Genomic DNA, 13,623 nt, shown 5'->3' on the forward strand with positions numbered 1-13,623 from the left:
CACCTTTTGTACACGCGGGAGCTCGGAGCACCGGGCTGAGAGGGCGCTGACCTCCGTCCCAGCGATGTTTCACATGAAACGTCGCCGGAGTCGAGTGATGTTTCACACGAAACGTCGCCGGACGGAAACCGCTGCGTCGACCGCCGAACCTGTTACCGGGTAATGCCGGCGTAGGGAGTAGGTCTGATGACCAACAAGGACGCACGCACGCCTGCCTCCGCTCAGGACGAGAAGTCCGAGGAGGCCGGGAAGTCCATCGGCTGGCACAAGGCGTACATCGAGGGCACACGCCCCGACCTACGCGTGCCGGTCCGTCAGGTGCACCTCACCAACGGCCAGGCGGTCACGCTGTACGACACGTCGGGCCCGTACACCGATCCACTCGTCGACACCGATGTCCGCAGGGGTCTGTCTCCGCTGCGCGAGAACTGGATCATCGCCCGCGGTGACACAGAGGAGTACGCGGGCCGCCCCGTCCGTCCCGAGGACGACGGCATCAAGCACACCTCGCCCCGCGGCGGTCTGCGCAACCTCGACGCGGTCTTCCCCGGCCGCCCCCGCCAGCCGCGCCGCGGCAGGGGCGGACAGGCGGTCACGCAGCTCGCGTACGCACGCCGGGGTGAGATCACGCCCGAGATGGAGTACGTCGCCATCAGGGAAAACGTGTCGCCGGAGGTCGTGCGCGACGAGATCGCGGCGGGCCGGGCCGTGCTGCCGGCCAACGTCAACCACCCGGAGATCGAGCCGATGATCATCGGCAAGCGGTTCCTGGTGAAGGTCAACGCCAACATCGGCAACTCGGCGGTGACGTCCTCCATCGAGGAGGAGGTCGAGAAGATGACCTGGGCGACCCGATGGGGCGCCGACACGGTCATGGATCTGTCCACCGGCCGCAACATCCACACCACACGCGAGTGGGTGCTGCGCAACTCCCCCGTTCCCATCGGCACCGTGCCGCTCTACCAGGCCCTGGAGAAGGTCGACGGCCGGGCCGAGGAGCTGACCTGGGAGATCTACAAGGACACGGTCATCGAACAGGCCGAGCAGGGCGTGGACTACATGACGGTCCACGCGGGCGTGCGCCTCGCCTATGTGCCGCTGACGGCGAACCGCAAGACCGGCATCGTCTCCCGCGGCGGCTCGATCATGGCCGCCTGGTGCCTCGCGCACCACAAGGAGTCGTTCCTGTACGACAACTTCGAGGAGCTCTGCGAGATCCTCGCCGCGTACGACGTCACGTACTCACTCGGAGACGGCCTCCGGCCCGGATCGATCGCCGACGCCAACGACGAGGCCCAGTTCGCGGAGCTGCGCACGCTCGGGGAACTCAACCGGGTCGCGAAGCGTTTCAACGTTCAGACCATGATCGAGGGCCCGGGGCACGTCCCGATGCACAAGATCAAGGAGAACATCGACCTTCAGCAGGAGATCTGCGATGAAGCTCCGTTCTATACGCTCGGACCGCTGACCACGGACGTCGCACCGGCGTACGACCACATCACCTCCGGCATCGGTGCCGCGATGATCGCCTGGTGGGGCACGGCGATGCTGTGCTACGTCACGCCCAAGGAGCACTTGGGCCTCCCGAACCGTGACGACGTCAAGACCGGTGTCATCACCTACAAGATCGCCGCCCACGCAGCCGACCTCGCCAAGGGACACCCGGGTGCCCAGGAGTGGGACGACGCGCTGTCCGACGCCCGTTTCGAGTTCCGGTGGGAGGACCAGTTCAACCTGGCCCTCGACCCGGACACGGCACGGGAGTTCCACGACGAGACCCTGCCCGCGGAGCCGGCCAAGACGGCTCACTTCTGCTCGATGTGCGGTCCCAAGTTCTGCAGCATGAAGATCTCGCAGGACATCCGCCGTGAACACGGCGGCACCAAGACCGAGATCGAGGAGGGCATGGCCCTGAAGTCGAAGGAGTTCGCGGCGAGCGGGAACCGCGTGTACCTGCCCATCGCGGACTGACCGGGCCGCGCACAGGCCCGGGGGCCGATGGTCCCCCGGCCTGTGGGAGGTGCCTGCTCGGACGGACTCCGACGGCTACTCCGGCTGGTGCTCCGGCCCTCCGAAGTCCGGGCTGGTGTAGTCCGGGCTGCTGAAGCTGGGGCGCGAGCCGCGGTCGCCGTCGTCCGGGCTGGTGAAGCCCGGGCGGCCGTAGCCGAGGTGCGGCATGCGGCTGACCGGTGTGGACGAGGGCGTGTGGTGCAGCGCGGCGGCCGCGCCGGGGTCGACGAGGGCCTCCCTCAGGAAGGGCAGGATGCCGCGTTCCAGCAGGGCCTCGTGCCAGGATTCCTTGGCCTGGGCCACCTCGCCCTGCAGTTCGCCGTACGGCCTGCCTTCGGCGGTGGGCTTGTTGCGCAGGGCGGTGAGCAGCAGCCCCACCGCGGCGACGAGGATCGCGACCGCGGTCACGGCACCGAAGACCCAGCCCGTGGTGAGCATGGTCCGGGCGAAACCCTGCTCGGGGTCGAGCATCTGCAGAATGTAGCCGACGAGCAGGAAGATCGCCGCGGCGGTTCCGGCCAGGACGGGTGCGAGCACGGCGACGACGGCGACGGCGCCCGCGCCGGCGGTCTCGGCGACCCCACCCATGGTGGCGGCGAGCCCCGACGCGCCCGTACCCGGCTCGGAGGAACCGGACTCGCGCACGGCCGACTCGTCGGCCGACGCCGGGTGACGCAGTTCGTCGCGGACCTTGACGTAGTGCTGGTACTCGGTCGAAGCGGCCGCCGCGATGAGCGCGGTGGCGTTCAGTGCCATGGTGCGCAGTTGTTCGGCGTTGAGCCGCTGTCCGACAGCGGCCAGTTCCGGACGGTGTGGTGCGGAGCGCAGCGCCTCATCGAGGATCCGCTCGTAATCCTGGCGGTCCTCGCTCAGCAGGTGCTGCGGAACGCTGTTCATGTGCATCCCCCGATGCTCCGTAGGGCTTGGGGCTCGGCATGCTGACGAGCCGTCGGGCAGAAACGGAGGGGAGCCTGCTACGGATAAGCCGATGGTAGAGCGGTGACGGTATGCGGTGACAGGGGGTTTACCGAAATTGACCCGTCACCGGCCCGGTCCTCCGAGGGGGGACGCCTGCCCGGTGAACGTTCACGTATCCAGCGGCAATTGCTGGACCAGCAGCTTTCCGGCCATGGTCACGCCGCCGTCCATCGCGATGGCGAGTCCGCCGGCGTAGACGTGCGGTCCCTCGATCACGGGGTCGCGGTTGTCCTCGTCGTCCTCGGAGCCGACCTCGCCCAGCAGATACGGAATCGGGCTGTGCCCGTGAACGATGCGGGTGCCCCCGTACGTATCGAGTAGGGAGCGCACGGCGTCCGCGCCGCCCTCGTCGCGGAAGGAGAACCGCTTGGTGAACTTGCGGAACAGGTCCCAGACCTCGTCCGCGTCGTTTCGTGTGATCGTCTCGCGGACGGTGTCGTTGACCTCTTCGATGGAGCGGCCGTAGTCGAGGTAGGCGGTGGTGTCGGAGTGGACGAGCAGGTGGCCGTCGACCTCCTCGATGGCGTCCAGGCGCGACATCCACTGCAGGTGGTGGTCCTGGAGGCGGTCCATGTCGGTCTTCTGGCCGCCGTTGAGGAGCCAGGCCGCCTGGAAGGTGGCGGTGCCCGCGCCGGAGTTGACGGGGGTGTCGCCGAACCGCTTCGCCCCCAGCAGCAGCAGCTCGTGGTTGCCCATGAGCGCCTTGCAGTAGCCGCCGGCTGCGGCGGCCTCGGCGGACAGCCGCATCACCAGGTCGATGACGCCGATGCCGTCCGGGCCGCGGTCGGTGAAGTCGCCGAGGAACCACAGCCGGGCGGTGCCCGCGCACCAGTTACCGGCGGTGTCGAGCAGGCCCTTCTCCTGGAGGGCCGACACCAGCTGGTCGAGGTAGCCGTGTACGTCGCCCACGACGTACAGCGGGCCCTGCCCGGTGGTGGCCTGCGGGGCGGCGGCGGTCTCGGGGTCCACGGTCACCTGGACAGTGTCGCCCCGGTTGACGACGGGGAGGTCGCGCTGGGTCGGCGTGTACCCCTCGGGATAGGTCTCCTCGGGCGGTGCGGCCTCGCCGGGATGGACGCTGTGGACGTACGGACCGGTCTCGTGGACGTACGCGGGCACTCGGAAGTCGCGCAACGTCGCCGTCCGCTCCACCTCGGGTCCCTGACCGGCCCCCTGAGTCATCGACCCCTCCACCATCGCGCCGCATTGCACCGCATCGGACTGCCTGGTCGTAGCGGCCCGCGGGTGTCGTGGGCCCATCATAGGAATGCGGATCGCGCCATGTGATGACCCAGGGGTGGTGAATCAGAGCAAGAGTCCAGTTCACCGCGGCTTTCGCCCCGATTGAGCCGGGCTTTGACCACCGTGTGACCGTCCTCGCTCTTCTGCTCTTCGCGAGAACGGTCCTTCTCTGCGGGGGACCGGCCCCGTTTCTCCCCAGGAGTACGACCTTCCCTTTACCCGGGGCGCGGGTCCTACGTCCCCTCGGGCGATCGCGGCGGGCTGACCGTCGTGCGCGGCGGGCGTCGCTGGGACGAGGTGCGCACGATCAGCTCCGTGGGTATCACCTGTTCCACCGGGCGGTCGGAGTCCAGTCCCTCGATGGCGTCGATCAGGAGCTGCACCACCGCCGTGCCGATGCGGCGCGGCTTCAGGGAGAGCGTGGTGATGGGCGGCTCGGTGTTGGCGTACACCGTGGACTCGCTGCAGCAGACCAGCAGCAGGTCGTCGGGGACGCGCAGGCCGTAGCGGCGGGCGGCTGCGAGCAGGTCGGTGCCGTTCGGGTCGAACAGTCCGTAGACCGCGTCGGGCCGGTCGGGCCGGGCGAGGAGCCGGTCGGCGGCGACGGCCCCCGCGCACGGATCGTGCGCCGGGTAGGCCTCGTACACCGGGTCCTGGCCGACGCGCTCGCACCAGCGCAGGTACGCGGTGGTCGACAGGTGGGTGTACGTGTCCGTCGTCGTGCCGGTCAGCAGGCCGATGCGGCGGGCGCCGGCATCGGCCAGGTGGTCGAGGATGCCGAGGACGGCGGCCTCGTGGTCGTTGTCGACCCAGGCCGTGACCGGCAGCGCACCGGCCGGGCGGCCGTCGGAGACGACCGGCAGCCCCTGCCGGACGAGTTCGCTGACGACCGGGTCCTGGTCGGAGGGGTCGATGACGACCGTGCCGTCCAGGGCGACGTTCGACCACACGTCGTGGCGGGAGGTCGCGGGCAGGATGACGAGGGCGTAGCCCCGGGCGAGCGCGGCGGAGGTGGCGGCCCGTGCCATCTCCGCGAAGTACGCGAACTCCGTGAAGGTGAAAGGTTCATCCCCGTACGTGGTCACGGTCAGGCCGATGAGCCCCGACTTGCCGGTACGGAGGGTCCGGGCGGCGGCCGAGGGCCGGTAGCCCAGCCGGTCGGCGACTTCCCGGACATGGCGCCGGGTGGCGTCGGGGAGTCGCCCCTTGCCGTTGAGGGCATCGGAGACGGTCGTGATGGAGACTCCGGCGGCGGCGGCCACGTCTCTGATTCCGGCCCGGCCCGGCCGACTGCCTCGCCGTGAGGTTTCCGCGCGGCTCACCTGGTGCTTCCCTGCTGCTGTCATGGCGAGCCGATAGTAGGGCTCATGCGGTGGGGTAGTGCGGACGCATATGCACGCGTTGACAGGCACGTTTCTGCATGATCATTTAACATCAATTGCTTTGGAAACCAAGGGTGTTGAGCGCTCTCATGGCAGTACGTGTCTTGTCGGCGCGCATGAGCCTGCCAAGTGGTTGATGTTGCGAAGAGGTCTCAACTCACCTGCACGGGGGATGCGCGCCACGGCGTGCACCACCGGCGCATAGATATATGTGCAGCGCGCCCCTGGATTCGTACGCCTTGGTGCGGCGATGCCCCTGATGCCGTTGGGACGGGGGACGTCAGGGACGGCCGCCGCGGTCGTGGCTATACGCAGCGGCGCCGAATCCTCATAAGGTGAGGAGTATTGGATGTCGGCGGCGGTCATGGGCCGCCGGTCTTCACGAGGAGGACTGCGGTGAGCGAGACGAGCCCCAAGCTGCGCGCCGAGCTGGAGGGGATCCCCACCTACAGGCCGGGTAAGCCCGCCGCGGCAGGTGGTCCGGTGGCCTACAAGCTGTCCTCCAACGAGAACCCGTATCCGCCGCTGCCGGGCGTGATGGAGACCGTGACGGCGGCGGTCTGCACGTTCAACCGCTACCCGGACATGGCCTGTACGGCTCTGATGAACGAGCTGTCCGAGCGGTTCGGCGTACCGCTCTCCCACCTGGCCACCGGTACCGGTTCGGTCGGTGTCGCCCAGCAGCTGATCCAGGCCACCTCAGGCCCGGGCGACGAGGTGATCTACGCCTGGCGGTCGTTCGAGGCGTACCCGATCATCACGCAGATCAGCGGCGCGAGGTCGGTCCAGGTGCCGCTGACGCCCGGGGATGTGCACGACCTCGACGCGATGGCCGACGCGATCACCGACCGGACGCGGCTGATCTTCGTCTGCAACCCCAACAACCCGACCGGCACGGTGGTGCGCCGGGCGGAGCTGGAGCGCTTCCTGGACCGGGTCCCGCGTGATGTGCTGGTGGTCCTCGACGAGGCCTACCGCGAGTTCATCCGCGATCCCGAGGTACCGGACGGCGTCGAGATCTACCGTGACCGGCCCAACGTCTGCGTCCTGCGGACCTTCTCGAAGGCGTACGGCCTCGCCGGCCTGCGTGTCGGCTTCGCCATCGCCCACGAACCGGTGGCCGCGGCGCTGCGCAAGACAGCGGTGCCGTTCGGCGTGAGCCAGCTCGCGCAGGAGGCGGCGATCGCCTCGCTGCGGGCCGAGGATGAACTGTTCGGCCGGGTCGGCTCGCTGGTGTGCGAGCGCACCCGTGTGGTGGACGGGCTGCGCTCGCAGGGCTGGACGGTGCCCGAGACCCAGGCCAACTTCGTGTGGCTGCGGCTGGGGGAGCGCACGGTCGCCTTCGCGCAGGCATGCGAGCAGGCAGGTGTGGTGATCCGGCCGTTCCCGGGCGAGGGCGTGCGGGTGACGGTCGGGGAGGCCGAGGCGAACGACATCTTCCTGAAGGTGTCGGAAGGGTTCCGTAAGGAGCTGTAGGTCCGCGAGCCAGGTCAGGCGTCCAGGAGTTCCACGCGTACGGGGTCGCCGTCCCGCACGGTCGCGAGCAGACCGGGGTCGCCGTCGAGGCGGCCGAGGGCATTGCACGGGTCGGCGAGGCGGCGCTCGCCGTCCCGTGAGATCGGCGTGGGGTCCGTAGGGGAGGGTGAGGGCATCCCCCTCGGTCCAGAAGGCGACGGTGCTCGCCTTGTCGACCCCCTGGGTGCCTGTTTCACGTGAAACAGGCACTCCTGTGTCGCATGCCACCGATTCAACAATATGTTGAAGTTCGGGTCAAGGGGGCGATCGACTGTGACGGGGGAGACAGGGGCCCCCTCCAGGGCTCGAAAGTCCGTGCTGCATAATGGCTTGTGAATGTGAACGCTTTCACAAGCGTAGTGTAAGGAGCGGCGACGTGGACCTGGCTTTGGCGCCGGAGACCCTGGCGCGATGGCAGTTCGGCATCACCACCGTGTACCACTTTCTGTTCGTCCCCCTGACGATCTCACTGGCCGCGCTCACGGCCGGACTGCAGACGGCCTGGGTGCGGACGGAGAAGGAGAAGTACCTCCAGGCGACGAAGTTCTGGGGCAAGCTCTTCCTGATCAACATCGCGATGGGTGTGGTCACCGGCATCGTGCAGGAGTTCCAGTTCGGCATGAACTGGTCGGACTACTCACGGTTCGTCGGTGACGTCTTCGGTGCGCCGCTGGCCTTCGAGGCCCTGATCGCCTTCTTCTTCGAGTCGACCTTCATCGGCCTGTGGATCTTCGGCTGGGACAAGCTGCCGAAGAAGATCCACCTGGCCTGCATATGGATGGTCTCGATCGGCACGATCCTGTCGGCCTACTTCATCCTGGCGGCCAACTCCTGGATGCAGCACCCGGTCGGCTACCGGATCAACGAGGCGAAGGGCCGCGCCGAACTCACCGACTTCTGGCTGGTGCTGACCCAGAACACGGCCCTCGCCCAGGTCTTCCACACGCTCACCGCGGCCTTCCTGACCGGCGGCGCCTTCATGGTCGGCATCGCCGCCTTCCACCTGGTCCGCAAGAAGCACGTCCCGGTGATGAAGACCTCGCTGCGGCTGGGCCTCGTCACCGTCGTCATCGGCGGTCTCCTCACCGCGGTCAGCGGTGACGTACTCGGCAAGATCATGTACCAGCAGCAGCCGATGAAGATGGCCGCGGCCGAGGCGCTGTGGGACGGCGAGAAGCCGGCTCCCTTCTCGGTCTTCGCCATCGGCGACGTCGACAAGGGCCACAACAAGGTCGCCATCGAGATCCCCGGCCTGCTGTCCTTCCTCGCGAAGGACGACTTCACCTCGTACGTGCCCGGCATCAACGACGTCAACAAGGCCGAGCAGGAGAAGTACGGGCCCGGCGACTACCGGCCCAACATCCCCGTCGCGTACTGGGGCTTCCGGTGGATGATCGGCTTCGGCATGACGTCGTTCGCCATCGGTCTGGCCGGGCTGTGGCTGACCCGCAAGAAGTTCATGCTGCCGCAGCACCTGAGGACGGGCGACGACGAGGTGCCGCATCTCGCGCTGCTGCCGAAGAAGGCGCTCGGCCCGACCCTCACCAAGTGGTACTGGCGCATCGCGATCCTCACCCTGGGCTTCCCGCTGATCGCCAGCTCCTGGGGCTGGATCTTCACCGAGATGGGCCGCCAGCCGTGGGTCGTCTACGGACTGTTCCAGACGCGTGACGCGGTCTCCCCCGGTGTCTCCCAGGCCGAGGTCATCACGTCGATGATCGTCTTCACCACGCTGTACGCGATCCTCGCCGTCGTCGAGGTCAAGCTGCTGGTCAAGTACGTCAAGGCGGGTCCGCCGGAGCTCACCGAGGCCGACCTCAACCCGCCCACGAAGATCGGCGGCGACTCCCGTGACGCCGACAAGCCGATGGCCTTCTCGTACTAGGCCGAGGGAGCTGCACAGTCATGGAACTGCACGACATCTGGTTCGTCCTCATCGCCGTCCTGTGGACCGGCTACTTCTTCCTCGAGGGCTTCGACTTCGGGGTCGGCGTGCTCACGAAGCTCCTCGCCCGGAACCGGCCGGAGAAGCGGGTGCTGATCAACACCATCGGCCCCGTCTGGGACGGCAACGAGGTGTGGCTGCTCTCGGCGGGCGGCGCGACCTTCGCAGCCTTCCCCGAGTGGTACGCCACGCTCTTCTCCGGCTTCTACCTGCCTCTGCTGCTCATCCTGGTCTGCCTGATCGTCCGGGGCGTGGCCTTCGAGTACCGCGTGAAGCGGCCCGAGGAGAACTGGCAGCGCAACTGGGAGGCAGCGATCTTCTGGGCCTCGCTGCTGCCCGCCTTCCTGTGGGGCGTGGCCTTCGGCAACATCGTGCGGGGGGTGAAGATCGACCAGGACTTCAACTACGCCGGCGGCGTACTGGACCTGCTCAACCCGTACGCGTTGCTGGGCGGTCTGGTCACGCTGGCGCTGTTCACCTTCCACGGGACGGTGTTCGTCGGGCTCAAGACCGTCGGGGAGATCCGGGAGCGGGCGCGGAAGCTGGCGCTGCGCGTCGGGCTGGTGACCGCCCTGCTGGCGCTCGTCTTCCTGCTGTGGACGCAGGCCGACCTGGGTGACGGTTCGTCGCTCGTGGCGATGGTCGTGGCCGTGGCGTCGCTCCTCGTGGCCCTGGCCGCGGCACGGGCCGGGCGTGAGGGCTGGGCGTTCGCCCTGTCGGGGCTCACCATCGTGGCCACGGTGGCGATGCTCTTCCTGACGCTCTTCCCGAACGTCATGCCGTCGACGCTGAACCCGGACTGGAGCCTGACGGTCACCAACGCCTCGTCCAGCCCGTACACGCTGAAGATCATGACCTGGTGTGCCGGGATCGCCACTCCGGTCGTCCTGCTCTACCAGGGCTGGACGTACTGGGTGTTCCGCAAGCGGATCGGTACGCAGCACATCGCCGAGACCGCGCACTGAGGTGTGTTTCACGTGAAACCAATCGATCCGCGTCTGCTCCGGTACGCCCATGCCACCCGGGGCTTCCTTGTGGCGGTCGTGGCCCTGGGCGCCGTGGGAGCGGGGCTGGTCATCGCGCAGGCGATGCTCATCGCCGAGGTGGTGGTCGGCGCGTTCCAGCACCGCATGGCGGTGTCCGAACTCGGCACTCCCCTGCTGCTGCTGGCAGTCGTCGCGGTCGGACGGGCGCTGGTCGGCTGGCTCACCGAGCTCGCCGCGCACCGGGCGAGCGCGGCGGTGAAGTCCGAGCTGCGGCGGCGGTTGCTGGAGCGCTCCACCGAGCTGGGGCCGGGCTGGCTGAGCGGGCAGCGGACCGGTTCGCTGGTCGCCCTGGCCACCCGAGGCGTCGATGCCCTCGACGACTACTTCTCGCGGTATCTGCCGCAGTTGGGTCTCGCGGTGGTCGTGCCGGTGGCGGTGCTGGCGCGGATCGTCACCGAGGACTGGGTCTCCGCGGCCATCATCGTGGGCACCCTGCCGCTCATCCCGGTCTTCATGGTGCTGATCGGCTGGGCGACCCAGTCCCGGATGGACCGTCAGTGGCGGCTGCTGTCGCGGCTGTCCGGGCACTTCCTGGACGTCGTGGCGGGACTGCCGACGCTGAAGGTCTTCGGGCGGGCCAAGGCACAGGCCGAGTCGATCCAGCGGATCACCGGCGAGTACCGGCGGGCGACCATGCGGACACTGCGGATCGCCTTCATCTCCTCCTTTGCCCTGGAACTGCTCGCAACGATCTCGGTGGCTCTGGTCGCCGTGACGATCGGCATGCGGCTGGTGCACGGCGAGATGGACCTGTACATCGGTCTCGTCATCCTGATCCTCGCGCCCGAGGCGTATCTGCCGGTGCGGCAGGTAGGGGCCCAGTACCACGCGGCGGCGGAGGGGCTCGCGGCAGCCGAGGAGATCTTCGAGGTCCTGGAGACACCCGTCCCGGCGTCCGGCCACGAGGCCGTGACGGAGGATGCGCTGTGGTTCGAGGGGGTGACCGTCCGGTACCCGGGGCGGTCGGCGGACGCCGTCTCGAACGTGTCCTTCGGTGTGCAGCCCGGGGAGACGGTCGCGCTGGTGGGGCCGAGCGGTGCCGGCAAGTCGACGCTGCTGAGCGTCCTGCTGGGGTTCGTGCGTCCGGCCGAGGGGCGGGTGCGGGTCGGGGGAGTCGATCTCGCCGAAGCCGACCTGGAGCAGTGGCGCTCCCGGATCGCGTGGGTGCCGCAGCGTCCGCATCTCTACGCCGGGACGATCGCCGAGAACGTACGGCTGGCGCGGCCCGGCGCCGACGACGGCTCCGTACGGCGGGCGTTGCGGGACGCCGGGGCGCTGGAGTTCGTCGACGCGCTGCCCGAGGGCGTGGACACCGTGCTCGGGGAGGACGGCGCCGGGCTGTCCGCCGGGCAGCGGCAGCGGCTCGCGCTGGCCCGGGCGTTCCTTGCGGACCGGCCCGTGCTGCTGCTCGACGAGCCGACGGCGGCGCTGGACGGGGCCACCGAGGCCGAGGTCGTCGCGGCCGTGCGGCGTCTTGCGGCCGGCCGGACGGTGCTGCTGGTGGTGCACCGGCCGGCGCTGCTGGAGGTCGCGGACCGGGTCGTACGGCTGGCGGAGCCCGGGACCACCGCTGCCTTGCCCGTGGCGTCCGCCGCGGCCCGGGGGGCCGGAACGCGACCCGTCGAGATGGAACCGCCCCTCCCGGCCGAGCCTGCCGAACCGTCGGCTTCTGGCGGTGTCCTCGCACGCGTCCGCGCCATGTCCGCTGCCCGGCGCGGGCGGCTGGGACTCGCACTGCTGCTCGGGAGTCTCGCGCTGGGGAGTGCAGTGGGGCTCATGGCCACCTCCGGGTGGCTGATCTCGCGGGCCTCGCAGCAGCCGCCCGTGCTGTATCTGATGATGGCCGTCACGGCGACGCGTGCATTCGGGATCGGGCGGGCCGTGTTCCGCTACGCGGAGCGGCTGGTGTCGCACGACGCCGTGCTGCGGATGCTGGCGGACACCCGGGTCGCGGTGTTCCGCAGGCTGGAGCGGCTGGCGCCGGCCGGGCTGCGCCGGGTCCGCCGGGGTGACCTGCTCTCCCGGCTGGTCTCGGACGTGGACGCCCTGCAGGACTACTGGCTGCGGTGGCTGCTGCCGGCCGGGGCGGCCGTCGTCGTGTCGGCCGCGTCGGTCGGCTTCACGGCATGGCTGCTGCCCGAGGCCGGCGCGGTGCTCGCGGCCGGTCTCCTGGCGGCGGGGGTCGGCGTGCCGCTGATCACCAACGCGGTGGCGCGGCGGGCCGAGCACAGGCTGGCGCCCGCCCGCGGGGTGCTCGCGACGCGGATGGCCGATCTGCTCACCGGCACCGCGGAGCTGACCGTCGCCGGTGCCCTGCCCGTGCGGGCCGCCCAGGCCCGCGAGACCGACGGGGCGCTCACCCGGATCGCCTCGCGCGCCGCCACCGCCACGGCCCTCGGCGACGGTCTCACCGCGTTGATCTCCGGCCTGACCGTCACGGCCGCCGCCCTGGCCGGCGCGCAGGCGGTCGCCGCCGGGCGGCTCGACGGCGTGACCATGGCCGTCGTCGTCCTGACCCCGCTCGCAGCCTTCGAGGCCGTACTCGGGCTGCCGCTCGCCGTGCAGTACCGGCAGCGCGTGCGCCGGAGCGCGGAGCGGGTGTACGAGGTGCTGGACGCGTCGGCGCCCGTGAGGGAGCCGGAGCGGCCCCGGAAGGCGCCCGCGTCGCCGTTCCCGGTCGTTGTCGGAGGGCTGACCGCCCGGTACGCCGGGCAGGACCGGGACGCGCTCGCCGGACTCGACCTGGCCCTCGAGGAAGGCCGCCGGATCGCCGTCGTCGGCCCGTCCGGCTCCGGCAAGACCACGCTGGCGCAGGTGCTGCTGCGGTTCCTCGACGCGGAGACGGGTTCGTACACGCTGGCGGGCGTGGACGCGTACGGGCTGCACAGTGACGACGTACGGGAGCTCGTCGGGCTGTGTGCGCAGGACGCGCACCTCTTCGACAGCTCGCTGCGCGAGAACCTGCTGCTCGCCAGGAAGGACGCCACCGAGGCTCACCTGCGCGCCGCGCTCGGCCGCGCTCGGCTGCTGGACTGGGCCGACAGCCTGCCTGACGGGCTCGACACGCTCGTCGGCGAGCACGGGGCGCGGTTGTCGGGAGGCCAGCGGCAGCGACTGGCGCTGGCCCGGGCGCTCCTCGCGGACTTCCCCGTCCTGGTGCTCGACGAGCCGGCCGAGCACCTCGACCTGCCGACCGCGGACGCGCTCACCGCCGATCTGCTGGCAGCCACCGAGGGCAGGACGACGCTGCTCATCACGCACCGGCTGGCGGGCCTCGAAGCGGTCGACGAGGTGCTCGTGCTGGACCAGGGACGGGTGGTGCAGCGCGGTCCGTACGCGGAGCTGATGGCGGTGGACGGGCCGCTGCGCGGGATGGCCGAGCGGGAGGCGGCGGTGGAGTCGCTGGTGGCAGCGCGGTAGCGGCCGAGGACGGCACGCACTGGGCCGTTCGGCGCAACCGGTCCCCCAGGCGTACGACGTGAACAAGACCAGGCCGGCGGAGCTG

The 13,623-nt window shown here is 69.8% G+C and carries 8 protein-coding genes, 1 pseudogene and 1 riboswitch; of the genes and pseudogenes, 5 read left to right on the top strand and 4 right to left on the bottom strand.

From position 1 onward, the window contains the following. The first annotated feature begins 4 nt into the window (after positions 1-4). Positions 5-194, top strand: a riboswitch (TPP riboswitch). Next, entirely contained in the window at positions 187-1,971 is a 1,785-nt protein-coding gene (gene thiC, locus ACFU3E_RS06030; RefSeq protein ID WP_384152700.1) for a phosphomethylpyrimidine synthase ThiC, read from the top strand. (Overlaps the previous riboswitch by 8 nt.) Positions 1,972-2,046: 75 nt before the next feature. Here the strand turns inward: thiC and ACFU3E_RS06035 are convergent, their stop codons facing one another. The 3 genes from ACFU3E_RS06035 to ACFU3E_RS06045 all read right to left on the bottom strand — a co-directional run bounded on the left by ACFU3E_RS06035 (position 2,047) and on the right by ACFU3E_RS06045 (position 5,576). Further along, complete coding sequence (locus ACFU3E_RS06035) at positions 2,047-2,913, bottom strand: hypothetical protein (RefSeq protein WP_384152703.1); 867 nt, start codon at positions 2,911-2,913, stop codon at positions 2,047-2,049. Between the two features lie 183 nt (positions 2,914-3,096). Beyond that, entirely contained in the window at positions 3,097-4,185 is a 1,089-nt protein-coding gene (locus ACFU3E_RS06040; protein WP_384152706.1) for a metallophosphoesterase, read from the bottom strand. Positions 4,186-4,463: 278 nt separating this feature from the next. Next, positions 4,464-5,576 carry a LacI family DNA-binding transcriptional regulator gene (locus ACFU3E_RS06045; protein WP_384152709.1) on the bottom strand — a complete coding sequence of 371 codons (1,113 nt, stop codon included), beginning with the start codon at positions 5,574-5,576 and terminating at the stop codon, positions 4,464-4,466. 432 nt (positions 5,577-6,008) lie between these two features. Here ACFU3E_RS06045 and hisC point away from each other — a divergent pair, with 432 nt between their 5' ends. Next, complete coding sequence (gene hisC, locus ACFU3E_RS06050) at positions 6,009-7,088, top strand: histidinol-phosphate transaminase (protein ID WP_384152712.1); 1,080 nt, start codon at positions 6,009-6,011, stop codon at positions 7,086-7,088. 14 nt (positions 7,089-7,102) lie between these two features. On the opposite strand, the pseudogene ACFU3E_RS06055 reads toward hisC, so the two are convergent. After that, positions 7,103-7,361 (bottom strand): annotated as a pseudogene (locus ACFU3E_RS06055) (cyclophilin-like family protein); the annotation flags it as partial. Positions 7,362-7,503: 142 nt separating this feature from the next. On the opposite strand from ACFU3E_RS06055, the gene ACFU3E_RS06060 reads away from it, so the two are divergent. From ACFU3E_RS06060 to cydD, 3 genes are read left to right on the top strand one after another with little or no spacing between them, the layout of a single operon-like run. Next, positions 7,504-9,012 carry a cytochrome ubiquinol oxidase subunit I gene (locus tag ACFU3E_RS06060; RefSeq protein WP_384152715.1) on the top strand — a complete coding sequence of 503 codons (1,509 nt, stop codon included), beginning with the start codon at positions 7,504-7,506 and terminating at the stop codon, positions 9,010-9,012. Positions 9,013-9,032: 20 nt separating this feature from the next. Beyond that, positions 9,033-10,037, top strand: a complete 1,005-nt coding sequence (gene cydB, locus ACFU3E_RS06065; protein ID WP_384152718.1) for a cytochrome d ubiquinol oxidase subunit II — start codon at positions 9,033-9,035, stop codon at positions 10,035-10,037. A 12-nt stretch (positions 10,038-10,049) separates the two neighbouring features. Continuing rightward, on the top strand, positions 10,050-13,538 hold the full coding sequence (gene cydD / locus ACFU3E_RS06070) for a thiol reductant ABC exporter subunit CydD (protein WP_384152721.1): 3,489 nt from the start codon (positions 10,050-10,052) through the stop codon (positions 13,536-13,538). The last annotated feature ends 85 nt before the right edge of the window (positions 13,539-13,623 follow it).

Source organism: Streptomyces sp. NPDC057424 (assembly GCF_042803315.1).
GTDB lineage: Bacteria > Actinomycetota > Actinomycetes > Streptomycetales > Streptomycetaceae > Streptomyces.

Bases quoted from the DNA above. Each gene is read 5' to 3' on its own strand.
- thiC (WP_384152700.1), top strand. From the start codon at position 187: ATGACCAACAAGGACGCACGCACGCCTGCCTCCGCTCAGGACGAGAAG.
- ACFU3E_RS06035 (WP_384152703.1), bottom strand. From the start codon at position 2,913: ATGCACATGAACAGCGTTCCGCAGCACCTGCTGAGCGAGGACCGCCAG.
- ACFU3E_RS06040 (WP_384152706.1), bottom strand. From the start codon at position 4,185: ATGGTGGAGGGGTCGATGACTCAGGGGGCCGGTCAGGGACCCGAGGTG.
- ACFU3E_RS06045 (WP_384152709.1), bottom strand. From the start codon at position 5,576: ATGACAGCAGCAGGGAAGCACCAGGTGAGCCGCGCGGAAACCTCACGG.
- cydB (WP_384152718.1), top strand. From the start codon at position 9,033: ATGGAACTGCACGACATCTGGTTCGTCCTCATCGCCGTCCTGTGGACC.